This is a genomic window from Streptomyces cinnabarinus (genome assembly GCF_027270315.1).
Lineage (GTDB): Bacteria > Actinomycetota > Actinomycetes > Streptomycetales > Streptomycetaceae > Streptomyces > Streptomyces cinnabarinus.
In genome coordinates this window covers 6,135,483-6,154,357 of record NZ_CP114413.1, presented here as the reverse complement: position 1 = coordinate 6,154,357, position 18,875 = coordinate 6,135,483, and the positions used below count along the sequence as shown (strand labels likewise).

Annotated in this window: 17 protein-coding genes; 9 read left to right on the top strand and 8 right to left on the bottom strand. The window is 71.0% G+C overall.

Annotated elements, in window-relative coordinates:
* Nucleotides 1–190 precede the first annotated feature (190 nt).
* Nucleotides 191–1,615, top strand: coding sequence for a maltokinase N-terminal cap-like domain-containing protein (locus tag STRCI_RS28025; protein WP_269661736.1), 1,425 nt, complete (start codon nucleotides 191–193; stop codon nucleotides 1,613–1,615).
* A complete protein-coding gene (gene glgB / locus STRCI_RS28020; protein WP_269661735.1) occupies nucleotides 1,612–4,044 on the top strand; it encodes a 1,4-alpha-glucan branching enzyme in 2,433 nt (810 codons plus the stop codon). The genes STRCI_RS28025 and glgB overlap by 4 nt, the downstream gene beginning before the upstream one ends.
* Here glgB and STRCI_RS28015 read toward each other — a convergent pair.
* The 4 genes from STRCI_RS28015 to STRCI_RS28000 form a co-directional block, all read right to left on the bottom strand.
* Nucleotides 4,041–6,251, bottom strand: a complete 2,211-nt coding sequence (locus STRCI_RS28015) for a HelD family protein (RefSeq protein ID WP_269661734.1) — start codon at nucleotides 6,249–6,251, stop codon at nucleotides 4,041–4,043. The genes glgB and STRCI_RS28015 overlap by 4 nt on opposite strands.
* Before the next feature lie 167 nt (nucleotides 6,252–6,418).
* On the bottom strand, nucleotides 6,419–6,733 hold the full coding sequence (locus STRCI_RS28010) for a thioredoxin family protein (RefSeq protein ID WP_269661733.1): 315 nt from the start codon (nucleotides 6,731–6,733) through the stop codon (nucleotides 6,419–6,421).
* 5 nt (nucleotides 6,734–6,738) lie between these two features.
* A complete protein-coding gene (locus tag STRCI_RS28005) occupies nucleotides 6,739–7,110 on the bottom strand; it encodes a MerR family transcriptional regulator (RefSeq protein WP_269661732.1) in 372 nt (123 codons plus the stop codon).
* A gap of 29 nt (nucleotides 7,111–7,139) precedes the next feature.
* Nucleotides 7,140–7,583 carry an Lrp/AsnC family transcriptional regulator gene (locus tag STRCI_RS28000; RefSeq protein WP_269661731.1) on the bottom strand — a complete coding sequence of 148 codons (444 nt, stop codon included), beginning with the start codon at nucleotides 7,581–7,583 and terminating at the stop codon, nucleotides 7,140–7,142.
* Nucleotides 7,584–7,688: 105 nt separating this feature from the next.
* Between STRCI_RS28000 and STRCI_RS27995 the strand changes: the two genes are divergently transcribed.
* Both STRCI_RS27995 and STRCI_RS27990 read left to right on the top strand, forming a co-directional pair.
* Nucleotides 7,689–8,639, top strand: a complete 951-nt coding sequence (locus tag STRCI_RS27995; protein WP_418953383.1) for an NAD-dependent epimerase/dehydratase family protein — start codon at nucleotides 7,689–7,691, stop codon at nucleotides 8,637–8,639.
* A 1-nt stretch (nucleotide 8,640) separates the two neighbouring features.
* Nucleotides 8,641–9,537, top strand: coding sequence for an aldo/keto reductase (locus STRCI_RS27990; protein ID WP_269661729.1), 897 nt, complete (start codon nucleotides 8,641–8,643; stop codon nucleotides 9,535–9,537).
* Here STRCI_RS27990 and STRCI_RS27985 read toward each other — a convergent pair.
* Both STRCI_RS27985 and STRCI_RS27980 read right to left on the bottom strand, forming a co-directional pair.
* Nucleotides 9,524–10,168: a TetR/AcrR family transcriptional regulator gene (locus STRCI_RS27985; protein WP_269661728.1), complete on the bottom strand. Its 645-nt coding sequence runs from the start codon at nucleotides 10,166–10,168 to the stop codon at nucleotides 9,524–9,526. The two genes, STRCI_RS27990 and STRCI_RS27985, sit on opposite strands and share 14 nt — an antisense overlap.
* 137 nt (nucleotides 10,169–10,305) lie before the next feature.
* A complete protein-coding gene (locus STRCI_RS27980; protein WP_269664667.1) occupies nucleotides 10,306–10,917 on the bottom strand; it encodes a maleylpyruvate isomerase family mycothiol-dependent enzyme in 612 nt (203 codons plus the stop codon).
* Between the two features lie 53 nt (nucleotides 10,918–10,970).
* Here STRCI_RS27980 and STRCI_RS27975 point away from each other — a divergent pair, with 53 nt between their 5' ends.
* A complete protein-coding gene (locus STRCI_RS27975) occupies nucleotides 10,971–11,420 on the top strand; it encodes a MarR family winged helix-turn-helix transcriptional regulator (RefSeq protein ID WP_269661727.1) in 450 nt (149 codons plus the stop codon).
* 83 nt (nucleotides 11,421–11,503) lie between these two features.
* Here STRCI_RS27975 and STRCI_RS27970 read toward each other — a convergent pair whose 3' ends face one another.
* On the bottom strand, nucleotides 11,504–12,919 hold the full coding sequence (locus tag STRCI_RS27970) for a cation:dicarboxylate symporter family transporter (RefSeq protein ID WP_269664666.1): 1,416 nt from the start codon (nucleotides 12,917–12,919) through the stop codon (nucleotides 11,504–11,506).
* Between the two features lie 121 nt (nucleotides 12,920–13,040).
* Between STRCI_RS27970 and STRCI_RS27965 the strand changes: the two genes are divergently transcribed.
* Together STRCI_RS27965 and STRCI_RS27960 are read left to right on the top strand one after the other, a co-directional pair.
* Nucleotides 13,041–14,690 carry an ATP-binding protein gene (locus tag STRCI_RS27965; protein WP_269661726.1) on the top strand — a complete coding sequence of 550 codons (1,650 nt, stop codon included), beginning with the start codon at nucleotides 13,041–13,043 and terminating at the stop codon, nucleotides 14,688–14,690.
* Nucleotides 14,687–15,373, top strand: coding sequence for a response regulator (locus tag STRCI_RS27960; protein ID WP_269661725.1), 687 nt, complete (start codon nucleotides 14,687–14,689; stop codon nucleotides 15,371–15,373). The genes STRCI_RS27965 and STRCI_RS27960 overlap by 4 nt, the downstream gene beginning before the upstream one ends.
* Here STRCI_RS27960 and STRCI_RS27955 read toward each other — a convergent pair.
* Nucleotides 15,370–15,903 carry a hypothetical protein gene (locus STRCI_RS27955; protein ID WP_269661724.1) on the bottom strand — a complete coding sequence of 178 codons (534 nt, stop codon included), beginning with the start codon at nucleotides 15,901–15,903 and terminating at the stop codon, nucleotides 15,370–15,372. The two genes, STRCI_RS27960 and STRCI_RS27955, sit on opposite strands and share 4 nt — an antisense overlap.
* 46 nt (nucleotides 15,904–15,949) lie before the next feature.
* On the opposite strand from STRCI_RS27955, the gene STRCI_RS27950 reads away from it, so the two are divergent.
* Both STRCI_RS27950 and STRCI_RS27945 read left to right on the top strand, forming a co-directional pair.
* Nucleotides 15,950–16,795: a 5'-methylthioadenosine/S-adenosylhomocysteine nucleosidase gene (locus STRCI_RS27950; RefSeq protein ID WP_269661723.1), complete on the top strand. Its 846-nt coding sequence runs from the start codon at nucleotides 15,950–15,952 to the stop codon at nucleotides 16,793–16,795.
* 91 nt (nucleotides 16,796–16,886) lie between these two features.
* Nucleotides 16,887–18,818: a tetratricopeptide repeat protein gene (locus STRCI_RS27945; RefSeq protein WP_269664665.1), complete on the top strand. Its 1,932-nt coding sequence runs from the start codon at nucleotides 16,887–16,889 to the stop codon at nucleotides 18,816–18,818.
* Nucleotides 18,819–18,875 lie beyond the last annotated feature (57 nt).

Here is an 18,875-nt window from a genome sequence, read left to right as displayed (position 1 = left end):
AACCGACGACAACGCCTTGGGGTCCCCCCTCTGGGGGAGGGCGTGCCAGACCCCGCGACGCCGGACTGATCCAAACGACAGGCCCTAGGCCCACCGGGCCCGGGCGGCCCCGGCGGGACGGTTTCCACCGGCCCGCCGGGGGCACGCATCACTCACACCCCGACCACTCCCGGGGAAAGGACACGACGTCATGTCGGAATCCGTCAGCCGTACCCTCACCTCGTCTCCGGGACTTCTCGCGTCCCTTGATCCGCTGTTGCGGGAGTGGCTGCCACGGCAGCGGTGGTTCGCCGGGAAAGGACGTCCGGTCACCGGGTTCTCGCTGGTCAGCGCGGTCGAGCTGCTGCCGTCCGACAGCAGGCTCGGGCTGTACCACCTGGTGGTGCGCGCAGAGCAGTCACCCGTGCCCGGCGACTGCTACCAGCTCCTCATAGGTGTGCGCGAGGCGCTGCCGCCCCGGCTGGCGCCCGCGCTGATCGGCCATGTGGAAGAGGGCCCGCTCGCCGGACGCACGGTGTACGAGGCCCTGTACGACCCCCGGCCCGCCGAGGTGCTCCTGGAGGCGCTGCGCACCCAGGCCCGCATCGGCGGGCTCCTCTTCGAGCGGGATCCCGACCAGGAGATCCGCCCCGGTCTGGTGCCGCGGATGGTGACCGCCGAGCAGTCCAACTCCTCGATCGTCTACGGCGACACCTTCATCCTGAAGCTGCTGCGCCGGGTCGTCCCGGGCGTCAACCCCGACCTGGAGCTGCCGCTCGCGCTGGCCCGCGAGGGCTGCCCCCGGGTACCGCCGCCGACGGCGTGGATACGGGCGGAGCTGGCCGGGGACCCGTACGTCCTCGGGGTGCTCCAGCCCTTCGTGCAGGGTGCCTCGGACGGCTGGGAGCTGGCGCTGCGCGAGCTGGCCAAGGGCGAGGACTTCGCCGTGGAGGCGCGGGCGCTCGGGCGGGCCACCGCGGAGGTGCACACCGCGCTCGCCCGCACGCTGCCCACGGTCACTCTCGGCCACACCCAGCTGGAGCTGATGACCGCGGGCATGGTGGAGCGCCTGGAGGCGGCCACGCAGGCGGTGCCCGCGCTGCGGCCGTACGCCCCCGGGCTGCGGTCCACGTTCGAGGCGCTGGCCGCGCTGGCGGCCGAGGGCCGCACCTGGACCGCCCAGCGGGTGCACGGCGATCTGCATCTGGGCCAGTGCCTGCGCTCGCCCGCCGGTCAGTGGTGGCTGATCGACTTCGAGGGCGAACCGGCCAAGTCACTCACGGAACGGCGGCTGCCGCAGCCCCCGTTGCGGGACATCGCCGGGATGCTGCGCTCCTTCGACTACGCGGCCCACTCCGCCGACCCGCCGGCACCGGGCTGGGCCGGGGCCTGCCGGGCCGCGTACTGCTCCGGTTACGCCGAGGTCTCCGGCGTCGATCCCCGTACCGATCCCGTGCTGCTGCGGGCGTGCGAGACGGACAAGGCGATCTACGAGGTCGTGTACGAGGCCCGCCACCGCCCCGACTGGCTCTCGGTACCGCTGTCGGCCGTACGCCGTCTCGCCGAGGACGACGGCGCACCTCCCTCTCCCCCTCCCCCGCTCACCTCACCCTCGTCGAGGAGGCCCCACCCGTGACCCCCCGCCCCCCGTCCCCCGGTCCGGATCCCCAACAGTCGGCCGGGCGGACGCCCGAGGAGAAGAGCGTCGCGAAGAAGGCGGCGGCGAAGAAGACCGCGAAGAAGGCGGTGACCAAGAAGGCGGTGACCAAGAAGGCCGTCGCGAAGAAGGCCGCGGCCAAGAAGGCTCCCTCGAAGAAGACGACCGCGAAGAAGGCCCCTGCCAAGAAGACCACCGCGAAGAAGGCTCCCTCTAAGAAGGCTCCCGTCGAGGTCGCCGTCTCCCCCGCCGTGGACGCGGAGGACCGTGCCCGGCTGCTCGCCGGTACCCATCACGCACCGCATGCCGTGCTCGGCGCGCATCCCGTGCCGGGCGGAGTCGCCTTCCGGGCCTTCCGGCCGTACGCCCGTGCCGTGACCGTGCTCGCCGGGGAGCTGCGGACCGGACTGCACGACGACGGCGACGGCTTCTTCTCGGGGCTGCTGCCGCTGCCGGACGTACCGGAGTACCGGATTCTCGTGACGTACGACGGTGCGGAGCTGGAGACCGAGGACCCGTACCGCTTCCTGCCCGCGCTGGGCGATCTCGATCTGCATCTGATCGGCGAGGGGCGGCACGAGCAGCTCTGGAAGGCGCTCGGCGCCGAGCCCATGACCCATCAGGGGGTGACCGGCACCCGGTTCACGGTGTGGGCGCCCAACGCGCGCGGGGTGCGGCTGGCCGGCACCTTCAACTTCTGGGACGGCACCGGCTTCCCGATGCGCTCGCTGGGCTCCTCCGGGGTGTGGGAGCTGTTCGTCCCGGCCATAGGGGAAGGTGAGCTCTACAAGTTCGAGATCACCCGGCCGGACGGTTCGCGCACCCTGCGCGCCGACCCGATGGCCCGCCGTACCGAGGCCCCGCCCGACACCTCGTCCATCGTGCACGCCTCGCGTCACGAGTGGCACGACGAGGAGTGGCTGGCGCGGCGCGGACAGGTGCCGGTGCACGAGGCGCCCTTCTCGGTCTACGAGGTCCATCTGGCGTCCTGGCGACCGGGCCTGACGTACCGGCAGCTCGCCGAGCAGCTCCCGTCGTACGTCAAGGACCTGGGGTTCACGCATGTGGAGCTGATGCCGGTCGCCGAGCATCCGTTCGGCGGTTCCTGGGGCTATCAGGTCACCGGCTTCTACGCGCCGACGGCCCGGCTCGGTACGCCCGACGACTTCAAGTTCCTGGTCGACGCCCTGCACCGGGCGGGCATCGGTGTACTCATGGACTGGGTCCCGGCCCATTTCCCGCGCGACGACTGGGCGTTGGCGGAGTTCGACGGGCGTCCGCTCTACGAGCACGAGGACCCGTTGCGCTCGGCGCATCCCGACTGGGGCACGCTGGAGTTCGACTTCGGGCGCCGCGAGGTGCGCAACTTCCTGGTGGCGAACGCCCTTTACTGGTGCGAGGAGTTCCACATCGACGGGCTGCGGGTGGACGCGGTCGCCTCGATGCTCTACCTCGACTACTCCCGTGAGCCGGGGCAGTGGGTGCCGAATGTGTTCGGCGGGCGGGAGAACCTGGACGCGGTGGCGTTCCTCCAGGAGATGAACGCCACCGTGTACCGGCGGGCGCCGGGCGTGGTGACGATCGCGGAGGAGTCCACCGCCTGGGACGGGGTCACCCGGCCCACCGACAGCGGCGGACTCGGCTTCGGCCTGAAGTGGAACATGGGCTGGATGCACGACTCGCTCGGCTATCTGAGCCATGAGCCGGTCCATCGCAAGTACCACCACCACGAGATGACCTTCTCGATGGTGTACGCGTACAGCGAGAACTACGTGCTGCCGATCTCGCACGACGAGGTCGTCCACGGCAAGCGGTCGCTGGTGTCGAAGATGCCGGGCGACTGGTGGCAGCAGCGCGCCAATCACCGCGCCTATCTGGGCTTCATGTGGGCCCATCCCGGCAAACAACTGCTCTTCATGGGGCAGGAGTTCGCCCAGGGCGCCGAGTGGTCGGAGGCGCACGGCCCGGACTGGTGGCTGCTGGACCCGGCGTACGGCGCGGAGCCGGACCACCGGGGCGTGCGCGACCTGGTCCGGGACCTGAACGCGGTCTATCTGGACAGCCCGGCGCTGTGGCAGCGGGACACCGAACAGGCCGGATTCCGCTGGGTGGTCGGGGACGCGGCGGAGGACAACGTCTTCGCCTTCCTCCGGTACGCCGCCGACGGCACCCCCCTGCTGTCCGTCTCCAACTTCTCGCCGGTGGTACGGCACGACTACCGCCTCGGCGTCCCCGAGGACGTCCCGGCCTGGCACGAGACGCTCAACACCGACGCGGCGCGCTACGGCGGCGGCGACGTCACCAACCCCGACCCGCTGAAGCCGGAACCCCAGGGGCGGCACGGCCAGGCGACGAGCATCCGCCTGACCTTGCCACCCCTGGCGACGGTGTGGCTGAGGCCCGCTTAACCAAGGCCTCGCGGCAGCGGGCCCGTGTGCAGCACCCCCAGCCTCTGCGTCGCCCGGGTCAGGGCGACGTAGAGGTCGCTGGTGCCGTAGCGGCCGGGCTCCACGACCAGTACCGAGTCGAACTCCAGGCCCTTGGCCTGCCTCGGGTCCAGCAGGACGACCGTCCGGGTGAGATCCGGTTCCGCGCCCGCTGTCACGCCGTCCAGGTGGGCGGCGAGGCGGCGGTGCAGGTCGCGCGGGGCGATGACCGCGAGCCGGCCCTCGGCCGGGGTCAGTTCCCCGACCGCCTTGGCGACGGCGCCGGGCAGGTCGTCGGTGGCGCGCACCCAGGGCCGTACCCCGGTCGAGCGCACCGAACTCGGCGGCTCGAAGTCCGGGTCCTCGGCCCGTACGACCGCCGCCGCTTGGTCCATGATCTCGGCCGGGGTGCGGTAGTTGACGCCGAGCCGGGTGTGCTCCCAGCGGTCCTCGACATACGGTTCGAGGATCTTCCGCCAGGAGCCGACGCCCGCCGCCTCCGCCGTCTGGGCCGGGTCGCCGACCAGGGTCATCGAGCGGGTCGGGGTGCGCCGCATGAGCAGCCGCCAGGCCATCGGGGAGAGTTCCTGCGCCTCGTCGACGATGATGTGCCCGAACGCCCAGGTGCGGTCGGCCGCCGCGCGCTCGGCGGCGCTGCGGTGGTCGTCCTCCTCCTGCCGCTCGGCGAACCGCTCGGCGTCGATGATGTCGTGCGCCGACAGCACCTCGGAGTCCTCGTCCTCCTTGTCGTCGAACTCGTAGGTCCGGGAGGCGTAGGAGACGTCCAGCACGCCCTGCGCGTAGGCGACTTGCGTCTCCCGCTCGCGCTCGGCCCGCAGTCGCGCCGCCCGGTCGTCGTCGCCGAGCAGTTCGGCCGCCTCGTCGAGCAGCGGTACGTCCGCCACCGTCCACGCCCGCGTCACCGGGCGCCGGAGGGCCGCCGCGTCGGCGTCCGGGACGTACCCTTCGGGCTCGGCGAGGAAGTCGGCGACCAGTCGCCGCGGGGACAGCACCGGCCACAACTGGTCGATCGCGGACCAGACTTCGGGGTTCTCGGCCAGCTCGTCGCGGATCTGCGTGATGTCGCTCGGGTCCAGCAGATTCGTACCGTCATAGGGGTCGGTGCCGATGCGCTCGGCGACCATGTCGGTGAGGGTGTTGAGGATGTGGCCCTCGAAGTACTCGCGGGCGGTGTTGTGCGGCAGCTTCGCCGCGCGGGTGCGCTCGCGGGCGACGCTCACCAGTCCGTCGTCGAGCATCAGGACCTCGCGGTCGTGCTCGATCGCGATCACCGGATCGGGCAGCGTCTGCCGGTCGCGCACGACGGCGGCGAGCACCTCCGCCATGTCGGCGCGGCCCTTCACCGCGGCCGCCTCCGGGGTGTCCGTCGCCGTCGCCCGTACCCCGGGGAACAGTTCGCCGACCGTCGCCAGCAGCACCCCGGTCTCGCCGAGGGCGGGCAGCACCTCGCCGATGTAGCCGAGGAAGGCCGGGTTGGGGCCGACGATCAGGACGGCGCGCCTGGCGAGCAGTTCCCGGTGCTCGTAGAGGAGATACGCGGCCCGGTGCAGGGCCACGGCGGTCTTGCCGGTGCCGGGGCCGCCCTCCACGACCAGGACGCCGCGGTGCGGGGCGCGGATGATCTCGTCCTGTTCGGCCTGGATGGTCCGCACGATGTCGCCCATCCGGCCGGTGCGGGCGGAGTCGAGGGCCGCGAGCAGCACGGCGTCGCCGCTCGGGTCCTCGTGGCCGGTGCGCTGCCGGTCCCCGAGGTCGAGGAACTCGTCGTGCAGCGCGGTGACCGTACGGTCGCTGGTGCTGATGTGGCGGCGCCGGCGCAGGCCCATCGGGGTGTGGCCGGTGGCCAGGTAGAAGGGACGGGCGACATCGGCCCGCCAGTCGATCAGGATCGGGGTGCGGGCCGCGTCCTCGGTGCGCAGTCCGACCCGGCCGATGTGGTGGGTGACGCCGGAGGCGAGGTCGATCCGGCCGAAGCAGAGCGAGCCGTCGACCGCGTTCAGCGCGGCGAGCAGTCCGGAGCGTTCGGCGACCAGGATGTCCCGCTCCAGGCGGGCCTGCATGGGCGTGTTGCCCTGGGCGAGCGCGTCAGCGACGGAGGCCTCGGTGTCACCGCGCAGCGCGTCCACCCGCACATACAGGCCGTCGATGAATTCCTGCTCGCCACGCATTTCATCGTCCGGAAATTCGCTGTTTGACAATTCCACTCCCGCCCGGATATACTGCGCTTACTCAGCTTCTCGCGACCCAATTTCTTTGAAGTCGCGAATCATTGAATATACGCAGAGAAATCCCCCGAGCGCAATTGCTCGGGGGATTTCTTCTGGCCGGAACGTGTTCAGAGCACCTCGTCCAGCTCCGCCAGCAGCCGCCGCTTGGGCCGGGCGCCCACCATCGCCTTCACCGGCTCCCCGCCGCTGAAGACCATGAAGGTCGGCATCGACAGCACCTTGTAGGCGTTGGTGGTCAGCGGATTGTGGTCCACGTTCAGCTGCACCACCTTCAGCCGGTCGCCCGTCTCGTCGGCCAGCGCGCGCAGCACCGGCCCCATCTGCCGGCACGGCGGGCACCAGTCGGCGGTGAACTCCACCAGCACCGGCAGGTCGGACCCCCTGACCTCCGCCTCGAAGTCGGCGTCCGTCACTTCACTCACCACGGCTACCCTCCCAGTTCGCACTTCGGATCCTCGGCGAGCGCGAGCCGCACCCCGATCTTCGCCCGCACGGCCTGCAACTCACCGATCAGCGAGTCGAGTTCGTCCAGCTTGCGCCGGTAGACCGCGAGCGAGGCCGGGCAGGCGTCGCCCTCCGGATGCCCGGCCCGCAGACACTCCACGAACGGCCGGGTCTCCTCCAGGTCGAACCCGAAGTCCTGGAGCGTCCTGATCTGCCGCAGCAGCCGCAGATCGCTCTCGTCGTAGGTCCGGTAGCCGTTGCCGGTGCGCCGCGCGGGCAGCAGTCCGCGGGACTCGTAGTACCGAAGCGTCCGGGTCGTCGTCCCGGCCCGCTCGGCCAGCTCGCCGATTCGCATGCGTACGAACGTAAGCCTTGACCCCGGCGTCAAGGCAACAGCGGTTTGCGCTCCACGGGAGAGGTGAGCACGATCGACGTGGTCGTGCGGCCGAGCGCGGAGACCGCTTCGAGGACCTCCTCCAGGTGGACCGTGTCATGGACGGCGACCTTGAGGATCCAGCAGTCCTCGCCGACCACGTGATGCACCTCGGTGATCTCCGGGCGCTCGATCAGCTCCAGGGTCCGCGGGTGCTTCAGGTTGTAGCCGCCGTGCGGATTGACCCGGATGAACGCCTGGATGCCGTAGCCGAGCCGGGCCGGGACGACCTGGGCGCCGTAGCCGCTGATCACGCCCGCCGCCTCCAGTCGGCGCACCCGCTCGGTGACCGCCGCCGGGCTCAGCCGGACCCGGCGGCCCAGCTCGCTGAGCTTGATCCGGCCGTCCGTCTGCAGGAGCGCGAGGATCTGCCGGTCCAGCGCGTCGAAGGCCACCGAGGTTTCCTCGGCGGTGACTCGCTGACGCCGAGGTTCTTTTGGCGTGACTGCCTGAACTCCCATGGTTCCCCCTTCAGAACGCGGTGCCGCGCGAAGAGAATTATGGTCATGGAAAAGGCGCGAGAGGCAAAGGTACGAGAGGCAAAGGTACGAGAGGTACTCGTCATCGGCGGGAACCGCTATTTCGGCAAGCGGCTGATCCGCCGGCTGCTGGCCGCGGGTGACCGTGTCACGGTCCTCAATCGCGGCTCCGCCGCTCCGCCCGCCGGAGCCCTGCACCTCGTCGCCGACCGCGACGACGAGAACTCCCTGCGCGCGGCGCTCGGTTCCCGCACCTTCGACGTCGTGGTCGACCAGGTCTGCTACACCCCGCGACAAGCGGCGCTGGCCCGGCGGGTGTTCACGGGTCGCACGCGACGGTACGTGATGACCTCGACGGTCGAGGTGTACGAGTACGAGGACTCCCCCGCGGCCCTGGTCCCGGAGTCGGCCGTCGACCCGCGCACGGTCGCGGTCGATCTCGGACTCCCCTGGGAAGACTCGGAGTTCCTGGACTCCCACTACGGCGAGGGCAAGCGCCAGGCGGAGGCGGTCCTCGCCGCGGACCCCGCCTTCCCGTACGTCGCCGTGCGTGTCGCCCATGTCCTGGGCGGCGACGACGACTTCACCGGCCGGCTCGCCCACTACGCGGACCGGATCCGCACGGGCGCACCGGTCGCGGTCCCGCTCGCGAACCGCCCCGCCACCTACATCCACGTCGAGGAGATCGCCGACTTCCTGGCCTGGGCCGCGGGCGCGGACTTCACCGGCCCGGTCAACGCCGCCTCCCACGGCCTGCTGAGCACCGAGGACCTGTGCGAGGCGATCGCGGCACGACTGCCCGGGGGCCGGGTGGAGCCGCGGGGTGTCGAGGTCGGCGAGGTCTCCCCGCTCTCCTTCACCCGTTCCTACGGCATGGACAACACCCGGGCCACGCGGCTCGGCTTCACCTTCGGCGAGGCACGGCAATGGCTGCCGAAGGCGGTCGCCGAGACCCTCGGGAAGGGCGACTGACATGCGGTACCGCACACTTGGCGAGGCGCGCGTGAGCGCGATTGGGCTCGGCGCGATGCCGCTGTCCATCGAGGGGCGACCGGACGAGCGGCGGGCCCTGGCCACCGTGCACGCGGCGCTGGACGCCGGGGTCACCCTGCTGGACGCAGCCGACTCCTACCATCTGCCCGGCGAGGCTCCCGGCCACAGCGAACTGCTGGTCGCGCGGGCGCTCGCCACGTACGGCGGCCGCCTGGACGACGTGCTGGTGGCCACGAAGGGCGGCAGAGGCCGCCCCGCCGACGGCAGTTGGACGGTGAACGGCGACCCTGACTGGCTGCGGTCGGCGGCGGAGGCCTCCCTGAAGCGGCTCGGCGTGGAGTCGATCGGCCTCTACCAGCTCCACAAGCCCGATCCCGCGGTCCCCTTCGAGGAATCGGTGGGCACGCTGCGGGAGTTGGCCGAAGAGGGCAAGATCCGGCTCGTCGGGATCTCCAACACGGACGTCGACCAGATCCAGGCGGCCCACGCGATCCTCGGCGACCGGCTGGTGTCGGTGCAGAACCGGTACTCGCCCGCGGTCCGGGACAGCGAGGCGGAGCTGAGGCTGTGCGCGGAGCTGGGTCTGGCGTTCCTGCCGTGGAGTCCGTTGGGCGGGATCTCGCGCAGTTCCCTGGACGGGCCGTCGCGGATGGCGGGTGGCGCTGGCCGGTTGGAGGCGTTCCACGCCGTGGCGCGGGAGCGGGGCGTGAGTGCGCAACAGGTATGCCTGGCCTGGCTGTTGAGCCTGTCCCCGACTGTCGTCCCGATCCCCGGGGCAAGTCGTCCGGAGACGATCCGGGACTCGGCGAGGGCGGCTGACCTGGTGCTGAGCGCGCCGGAGCGGGCGCGGCTGGACGAGGCCGTCAGGGACCGGTGAGTCCCCGGGTCTCGGCGGCGTACAGCTCGGCGGGGTCGAAGCCCATGCCGGTGAAGTGGCCGGCGAGTTCGAGGGACAGTACGCCGTGCAGCCGGGTCCAGAAGGTGAGCGCGCGGTGCAGGGCGGCGGCCGGGGCGGGGTGGTCGCCCGCCCAGGAGCGGTGCTCGGCGATGTGCGCGTCGAAGGGGTCGTCCGATGCCTCCTCGGACGCGGAGGCATCGAGGAGTACGGCCATGATCTCGGAGGCGATCAGGGTGGTGTCCGGGGGCGCCTGGTAGCCGGGGACGGGGGTGCCGTAGACCAGGAAGTACCGGTGGGGGTCTTCCAGGGCCCATTCGCGCAGGGTTCCGGCGAGGCCGGCGAGGTCGGTACCGGACTTGGCGGTGGCCTGGCAGCGGTCGGCGAGGCTGCGGTAGGCGTCCCTGATCAGCTCGGTGATCAGCTCGTCGCGGTTGGCGAAGTACCGGTAGAGGGCGGGGCCGCTCATGCCCATCTGCTTGGCGATGGCGTTCAGGGAGAGGGCGGAGGCACCGGCCCCGGCGATCTGCTCCCAGGCCCGGCTCTTGATCTCGTCCCGGACCTGGGCGCGGTAGCGGGCGCGGGGGGTGCTCGGGGGCGAGGTGGGGGGCATGTCCGCCTCCTGAGCGGCGAGTGGGCTATACCATCAAGGTTTTGCTAGACGGTATCACCGATTGCCGTTCCGCGCAGCTCGCACCGACTCACCCCCGCGAGGAGAAGCCGGGGCGACACCCCCCGGCGCGCTCGATCTCAAGCCTCGGACTCGGCCGGGGTTCGGCCCGTGAGAAGGAGGAGCAGGGTCGCTATGGGAGCCCTGATCTCCTCACCCTCTCCCGCCTCCCACTCGATGTCCGTCGCCACCAGACGGGCCCGCGGACGAGGCCAGAGACGGAGCGGGAAGCGCGTCGTGCAGACGCGGTCCGCCGCGTCCCGGGCCGCCGCCGGCGGCATCTCGCGCTGGAGACCAAGGGCCCGGGCGATGTCATTGCCGTGGACCAGGATGTCCAGAAGGGGTTCGCGCGGAGTGGTCATGGGCGCCAGCCGGCGTGAGCCGACGATCGCCCGGAGGTTGGAGAGGATCTCCGGGGTCGGCCTGGCCGCCTCGCGCACCGCCGTGTCATGGATCAGACGGTCCAGGTTGCCCCTCGCCCGCACCCAGTCCCGCATCAGGTCGCCGTACGAGAAGCGGGGCGCCAGCGTCAGATGGGCCACCACATCACGCACCCGCCAGTCACCGCACGCCGTCGGGGTCTCCCAGGCGGACGGGGGCAGAGCTTCCAGCAGGTCCGCCAGCGTCGTCCGTTGCTCGTCGACGATCCGCCAGCGCTCGTCCGTCTCCAGGACCACGGCCACAGGAATCACCACCTACTCAAGTGGTAAGCTTCTCTGACCAAATTAGTCAGAGAGGCTGACTAGTGTCAAGCGAGCTCAACACCGGCGTCCTGCTCTTCCTCCCCTACCGTGCCCTGGAGAACCGCGTCTTCGCCGCCCTCGCCGAGGCCGGCTTCGACGACTTCACCCCGGCCCAGGCCCGGGTCATGCAGCGCATCGGCCCCCACGGCACCCGCCTCACCGACCTGGCCGAGCAGGCCCAGGTGACCAAGCAGACGGCGGGGTTCCTGGTCGACCAGCTGGAGAAGGCCGGGTATGTGCGCCGCGTACCGGACCCCACCGACAAGCGGGCCCGCCTGGTGTGCGTCGCGGAAAAGGCGTCGGCGGCCAAGGAGGTCGCCGACGCCGTGGTCGCGCGGGTGGAGCGGGAATGGGAGGAGCACCTCGGCAGGCTGCGGATGAGGCAGCTGCGCGAGGCGCTCACTCTGCTCAGGGAGATCACCGATCCCTGGGCACCCGGCGGGGAGGAATAGACCGAGCGGTCAGGCCAAACGGGGGGAGCGCCTGACCGCTCGGAGCCCTTCGGGAACTTCTAGGAGCAAGGCCCGGGCGGGCCCTACGCCTTGGCGAGCTCCTTCTCGCCGCCCTGCTCCGGCACTTCCGCCGACACCTCGGCCGACGTCTCGTGCCCGTCGTCGAGCAGCGTCTTCTCGTCGAACGGGAGCTGACCGGCCAGCACCTGGTCGACCCGGCCGCGGTCGATCTCCTTGGTCCAGGTGCCGATCAGCACCGTGGCCACCGCGTTGCCCGCGAAGTTCGTCAGGGCGCGGGCCTCGCTCATGAAGCGGTCGATGCCGACGATGAGGCCGATACCGTCCACCAGGGCCGGCTTGTGCGACTGGAGACCGCCCGCGAGGGTGGCCAGACCCGCACCCGTCACACCGGCCGCGCCCTTCGAGGCGACCAGCAGGAAGAGCAGCAGCGGGATCTGCTCGCCGATCGACATCGGCGTACCCATGGCGTCGGCGATGAACAGGGACGCCATGGTCATGTAGATCATGGTGCCGTCGAGGTTGAAGGAGTAGCCGGTCGGGACGGTGATGCCGACCACCGGCTTGCTGACACCCAGGTGCTCCATCTTCGCGATGAGCCGCGGCAGCGCGGACTCGGAGGAGGAGGTGGACAGGATCAGCAGGAACTCACGGCCCAGGTACTTGAAGAACGTGAAGATGTTCAGGCCGGAGACCACCCGCAGCAGCGCCGCGAGCACGATGAACACGAAGAGGAAGCAGGTGACGTAGAAGCCGAGCATCAGCACGGCGAGGCTCTTCAGCGCGTCCAGACCGGCGGAACCGGTGACCGCCGCGATGGCGCCGAAGGCACCGATCGGGGCCGCCCACATCACCATCGCGAGGATGCGGAAGACGAGCCGCTGGATGTGCTCGACACCGCGCAGGATCGGCTGTCCGGCCTGGCCCATCGCCTGGAGCGCGAACCCGGCGAGCAGGGCGACGAGCAGGGTCTGGAGCACCTCGCCACCGGTGAAGGCGGAGACGATCGTGGTCGGGATGATGCCGAGCAGGAACTCGGTGGTGTCCTTCGCCTCGGCGTCGACCTGGGCGTGCCCGACGTCCTTGACGGCGTCGGTGACGGCAAGCCCGGTGCCCGGCTCCAGGATGTTGCCGACGACCAGGCCGATGCCCAGGGCGACCAGCGACATGACCGTGAAGTAGGCGAGGGCGATACCGCCTACGGCGCCGACCTTCGCGGCCTTCCGTACCGAGCCGATGCCCAGCACGATGGTGCAGAAGATGATCGGCGAGATCATCATCTTGATCAGGTTCACGAAGCCGGTACCGATCGGCTTCAGCTCGACCGCGAAGTCGGGCGCGGCGAGACCGACGGCGACGCCGAGGGCGACCGCGATGATCACCGCGATGTAGAGATAGTGCGTGCGGTCCCGTTTGGCTCTGGGTGCCGTTTCGGGGGAACTGGCGGCCACGGCTGCCCTCCTTGACGTCTTCGTCGGCATCACCGGCGTGCGGCTCACGTCCGGGGGTTTTGAGGAATGCCGTGACTATCTCCCGCTGTGTGAGGGCGGTCACCCTTCCGTTCATTTAGTTCACGCTTAATACGGGAGGCACACTGACGACATGCGCTTTCCCGTCCCCCGCCCCCGCAGCCTGGCCGGCCAGCTGTTCGCCGTGCAGGCCGTGCTGATAGCGGTGCTCGTGGCCGGATACGCGCTGTTCACCTACGTCAGCGACCAGAGCCAGGCCGAGGACGCGGCGGGCCGCCAGGCGCTGGCGGTGGCCCGCTCGGTGGCCGACTCCCCCTCGGTACGGCAGGCGATCCGCACCGACGACCCCACCGCCTCGCTCCAGCCGTACGCGCTGCATGTGCAGCAGGACACCGGGGTCGACTTCGTCACGATCATGGACACCCGGGGCATCCGCTGGACCCACCCCAACCCGGACGAGATCGGCCAGCGCTTCATCGGCCATATCGACGACGCGCTCAAGGGCGAGACGTTCACCGAGACCTACACCGGCACCCTCGGCCCGTCCGTACGGGCGGTCACGCCGATCTGGGACGACGGGAAGATCGTCGGCCTGGTCAGCGCGGGCATCAAGGTCGAGGAGATCAGCAAGCGGGCGCAGGACCAGCTGACCGCGCTGATCGGGGTGGCGGGCGGCGCGCTGGCGCTGGGCGCGGTGGGCACGTATGTGATCAACGCCCGGCTGCGGCGGCACACCCACAACATGAACGCCGCCGAGCTGAGCCGGATGCACGACTACCACCAGGCCGCGCTGCACGCGGTGCGCGAGGGGCTGCTGATGCTGGACGGGCAGTTCCGGGTGGCGCTGATCAACGACGGCGGCCGGGAGCTGCTCGGCGTCTCGGACGAGGCGGTGGGCACCTCGGTCGCCGAACTCGGGCTGCCGCCCTCGCTCACGGGCGCGCTGCTGGCCTCGGAGCCGAGGGTGGACGAGGTGCATCTGACGGCGGACCGGGTGCTGGTGGTGAACACCTCGCCGGTGTCCGGCGGGGAGCGCCGGGGCACGGTCGTCACACTGCGCGATGTCACCGAACTCCAGTCCCTGATGGGCGAGCTGGACTCCGAGCGCGGCTTCACCCAGGCGCTGCGCTCACAGGCGCACGAGGCCGCCAACCGGCTGCACACGGTGGTCTCGCTGATCGAGCTGGGGCGGGCCGAGGAGGCGGTGGAGTTCGCCACGGCCGAGCTGGAGCTGGCGCAGGCCCTGACCGACCAGGTCGTGGCGGCGGTCGGCGAGCCGGTGCTGGCGGCACTGCTGCTGGGCAAGACGGCGCAGGCGAACGAGCGGGGCGTGGAGCTGGTGGTGTCGGAGGACAGCCGGCTCGACGACGGACTGCTGCCGGCCTCGCTGCCCGCCCGGGACCTGGTGACGATCCTCGGCAACCTGATCGACAACGCGGTGGACGCGGCGCAGGGCAGTGTGCGGGCGCGGGTCACGGTGACGGCGTACACGGAGGCGTCCGAGCTGGTCCTGCGGGTCTCGGACACGGGCACCGGGGTGGACCCGGCGCACGCCGAGGCGGTCTTCGAGCGCGGCTTCTCGACCAAGCCGGCCGCCGGGCCCGGCGGGCGGGGCCTCGGTCTCGCGCTGGTCCGTCAGGCGGTGGGCCGGCACGAGGGGACCCTGACGGTGGCGGGCGCCGCCGAGGGCGGGGCGGAGTTCGAGGTACGGCTGCCCCTGGGCGTCGTACGGGCCGGTGAGGGCGTAGTTTCTGGGGGCGCAGTCTCTGGAGGCGACGTATGAGCACCGAGAAACCGATCCGGGTCCTGGTCGTGGAGGACGATCCCGTCGCCGCCGACGCCCATGTCATGTACGTCAACCGGGTGCCCGGATTCACGGCGGTGGGCAAGGCGCACACCGGTGCGGAGGCGCGCCGCGCGCTGGACCGCACGGCGGTGGACCTGGTGCTGCTCGACCTCCATCTGCCGGATGTGCACGGCCTCCAACTGGCGCGCTCGCTCCGGGCGTTGGGCCACCACGCCGACGTCATAGCGGTGACCTCGGCGCGCGATCTGGCGGTGGTCCGGGAGGGCGTGTCACTGGGCGTGGTCCAGTACGTCCTGAAGCCGTTCACCTTCGCCACCCTCAGGGACCGGCTCGTCCGGTACGCCGAGTTCCACGCGTCGGCGGGCGAGGCGAGCGGCCAGGACGAGGTCGACCGCGCCCTGGCGACCCTGCGCGCGCCGGGCCCGGTGGCGCTCCCGAAGGGGCTGAGCGCGCCGACCCTGGAGCGGGTGACCGTGGCCCTGCGGGACTGCGACGAAGGCCTGACGGCAACGGGCGTCGCGGAGGCGGTGGGGATCTCGCGGATCACCGCCCGGCGGTATCTGGAACATCTGGTGGACGCCGGTCGGGCGGCGCGCAGCCCGCAGTACGGGACGGTGGGGCGGCCGGAGCTCCAGTACCGGTGGGTGACCGGTTCCTAGGTGAACGGCCGTGCGTAGACGATGACTTGGGCGGCCAGACCGAGCAGCGCGAGGGCCTCGAAGACGGAGACGACGAGCAGCCCGGCGGAGGTCTGCCCGGCACTCCAGTAGACGGCGAGCCCGGCAAGCGGAACGACGCAGAAGGCGGTCAGATCGACGGCGCACTGGACGGCCTTACGGGTCCGTCGGCGGGCGTCGCTGCGATGCGCCGTCTCCCAGCGGAACGCCCCCTGCGCCCCCGCGAGGTCGGTGAGCCGCGGCCCGAGATCGTCGCGTATGTACCTTCCGATCGCGGAGATCTTCTCGTCGTTGACCAGGTAGGTCCAGCCGAGGACGACACACACCGGCGGGATGGCGAGCAGCATCGCGGACTGCTCGGCCTGCGCCGCGGCGGCGATCACGGCGGCGACCACGGTGAGGGTGACGTAGAGCAGGTTGTCGCGGAAGCCGATCCGGGTCTTCTGCTCGTCCTTGACGGTCTGGTACTCGGCGAGCAGCAGCTGACTGAGGGTCACGTCTTGCTCCGCCATGTACTTTTCCTCCCCCGGTGCCGGTCCTTGGCAGTACCTTAATCGCGTGTCGCAGACTTCACCCACCGTCGTCGTCCTGACCGCCCTGGCCGTCGAGTACGACGCCGTACGCGCCCATCTCGGCGACGAGATCGAGGAGTTGGTCCACGAGGACGGAACCCGTGTGGAGTGCGGGCGGCTCGCCGGCACCGACTGGAGGCTGGCCGTGGCCGAGCTGGGCGAGGGAGCGGTGAACGCGTCCGCGCTGACGACCCAGATCCTGGGCTGGCTGCGCCCGCAGGCGGTGCTGTTCGTGGGCGTCGCGGGCTCCCTGAAGGAGGACGTCGACGTCGGTGACGTGGTGATCGGCACGAAGGTGTACGCCGTGCAGGGCGGCAAGGTGACTCCCGAGGGGTTCCACGCCCGCCCCGAGGTATGGCACGGGTCGAACCGCCTGTTGCAGGCGGCGCGCTCCGCGCTGCGCGGACAGAACGGGGTGCGGGGGCATCTGAAGCCGATCGCCTGCGGAGATGTCGTGCTGACGGACGAGAAGTCGGCGTTCGCCGAGTTCATCAAGCACACCTACGACGACGCGAACGCGATCGAGATGGAGGGCGCGGGCGCGGTCCACGCGGCGCATGTCAGCGGCCAGTTGGACGCGCTGGTGATCCGGGGGATCAGCGACCGGGCGAACCCGGAGAAGTCCTCTGAGGACAAGGGCGGTTCGCAGGAGCGGGCGGCCGCGCAGGCGGCTTCGGTGGCCGTGGGCGTGCTGCGCAAGCACCGGCCTCGTGGAAGCGGCGACTCCGCCACCTCCAAGGAGGGGCCCCAATACGGCGGCGACCACATCGACTTCCGGGGCGGCGTCTTCAACGGGCCCGTTATCGGCAAGCGGGTCGACCGGGACCGGTAGGGGCCCGGTACCTCGGGCCACGGCGACGCTGCCACCACGGCCGCTGGGCTTCACGGGCCGCTCTTCCGAACTGGAGCGGCTGCTGGGGCAACTGGCGCCGGGGGCCGGCGGCGAGGCCGTACTGATCTTCGCCGTGACCGGGATGGGCGGCATCGGGAAGACGGCGCTGGCGGTGGAGGCGGCGCATCGGGGGCGCGGGCGGGGCTGGTTCCCCGGCGGCACGCTCTTCGTGGACCTGCGCGGCTACGACGACAACCCGGTCACCGCCGACCAGGCGGTACTGGCACTGCTGGACGCGCTCGGCGTGCGGGGGCCCGAGCTGCCGTCGACGGCGGCACGGCAGTACGACGTGTACCGGGCCCTGCTCGCCGAGCGGCGCGAGCGGACGCTGCTGATCCTCGACAACGCGTCGGATCCGGCGCAGTTCCTGGAGCTCCTGCCGGGCACCGACCGGCACCGGGTCCTGATCACCTCCCGGGACCGGCCGGACTCGCTTCCGGTGCGCCTGATCGACCTGGAGACGCTGGATCCGGAGGAGTCCGTGGCTCTGGTGACGCGATCCCTGTACGAGGCGGACGAGCGGGACGACCGGCCGGGCCGGGAGCCGGACGCATTGCGTGAACTGGCGTGCCTGTGCGGCGATTTGCCGCTCGCCCTCCAGATCGCGGCGGCGATGCTGCGGAGACGGCGGCACCGGTCAATTGCCGTGTTGGTGAGCGAGATCAGGGACGCGGGGGATCCCACGACCGTCCTCGACAACGGCAGCCCTGGCACGGATCTGTACGGGCGGTCACTGGTGTTGCGTCCGGTGCTGGAGACGTCGTACCGCCGACTGGGGTCGGAGCAGGCGCGCTTGCTGCGGCTGCTGTGTCTGGCGCCGGGGGCGGACTGCGGGACGGAGGCGTTGGCGGCGCTGGCCGATCGTGAGGAGGGGGTGGTGGTGCGGCTGCTGGAGGATCTGGCGGCGGCGTCGTTGGTTTCGGTGGTGCAGGGGGGTGGGCGGTGGCGGGTGCATGACCTGGTGCGGGCGTTTGGGGTGAGGGTGGCTGCTCGGGAGGAGGGGGAGATCGGGCGGGAGCGGTTGTTGGAGTACTTCCTGCGGTGGGCAACTGAGGCGGACGACCGGCTGCGGTGGCTGCCGGACCAGACGAGGTCGGGACGGTTCACGCACCGGGCTCAGGCGCTGGCCTGGCTGAACGGAGAGCGGGCTGGCCTGGTGGGGGCCGTGCAGTGGGCGAGCGCGGAGCGGCATACGCAGCGGACGGTGCGGCTGGCCGCATGCCTGTCGGTGTACCTGCGGTTGCGGCAACCCCTCGACGACGGGATCACCGTCGCACGGGCCGCGCGGGAGGCCGCCCACCGGTCCGGGGACCGTGACGACGAGGCCACTGCATGGAACAACCTCGACAACGCCTTGCGGGCGGCGGGCCGGACCGAAGAAGCGATCGACGCCCACACTCACGCCCGCGATCTGTACCAGGCCACCGGAAACCGCGACGGCTGGGGAACGGTATGGAACGACCTCGGCATCGCCCTGAGGCAGGCAGGCCGGACCGAAGAAGCGATCGACGCCCACACCCGCGCCCATGACCTGTACCGGGCCACCGGAAACCGCCACAGTGAGGCCGGCGCGTGGATCAACCTCGGCAACGCCCTACAGGCCACGGGCCGGGCCGAGGAGGCGATCGACGCCCACACCCGCGCCCACGATCTGTACCAAGACCTTGGGGACCGCTATCGCGAGGGCACGGCATGGAACAACCTCGGCGTCACCCTGCGGCATATGGGCCGGGGCAAGGAGGCGATCGAGGCGTTCGGCAGGACCTTGGAGATCCAGCGCGAGTTCGAGGAGGACTGGTACGGGACGGGCTGCACCCTCTACAACCTGGCGAGCGCCCACGAGGACATCCGCCGCCCAGCCGAAGCCCGCGCCTACTACCTCCAGTCCGCCGACGCCTTCACCCGAGCCAAGGCCCCCGCCGACGCCGCCGAAGCCCAATCCTCCGCAGACGCATTGACCTGACTAGACCACTCCACCTACGTTCACCGGGCAGCCATCCCCGCGCCACACCCACGTGAG

Bases quoted from the DNA above. Each gene is read 5' to 3' on its own strand.
- STRCI_RS28005 (WP_269661732.1), bottom strand. From the start codon at position 7,110: ATGCGAATCGGCGAGCTGGCCGAGCGGGCCGGGACGACGACCCGGACG.
- STRCI_RS27955 (WP_269661724.1), bottom strand. From the start codon at position 15,903: ATGGCGGAGCAAGACGTGACCCTCAGTCAGCTGCTGCTCGCCGAGTAC.
- STRCI_RS28015 (WP_269661734.1), bottom strand. From the start codon at position 6,251: ATGCGTGGCGAGCAGGAATTCATCGACGGCCTGTATGTGCGGGTGGAC.
- STRCI_RS27960 (WP_269661725.1), top strand. From the start codon at position 14,687: ATGAGCACCGAGAAACCGATCCGGGTCCTGGTCGTGGAGGACGATCCC.
- STRCI_RS28025 (WP_269661736.1), top strand. From the start codon at position 191: ATGTCGGAATCCGTCAGCCGTACCCTCACCTCGTCTCCGGGACTTCTC.
- STRCI_RS27970 (WP_269664666.1), bottom strand. From the start codon at position 12,919: ATGCCGACGAAGACGTCAAGGAGGGCAGCCGTGGCCGCCAGTTCCCCC.
- STRCI_RS27985 (WP_269661728.1), bottom strand. From the start codon at position 10,168: ATGCCCCCCACCTCGCCCCCGAGCACCCCCCGCGCCCGCTACCGCGCC.
- STRCI_RS27990 (WP_269661729.1), top strand. From the start codon at position 8,641: ATGCGGTACCGCACACTTGGCGAGGCGCGCGTGAGCGCGATTGGGCTC.
- STRCI_RS27995 (WP_418953383.1), top strand. From the start codon at position 7,689: ATGGTCATGGAAAAGGCGCGAGAGGCAAAGGTACGAGAGGCAAAGGTA.
- STRCI_RS27965 (WP_269661726.1), top strand. From the start codon at position 13,041: ATGCGCTTTCCCGTCCCCCGCCCCCGCAGCCTGGCCGGCCAGCTGTTC.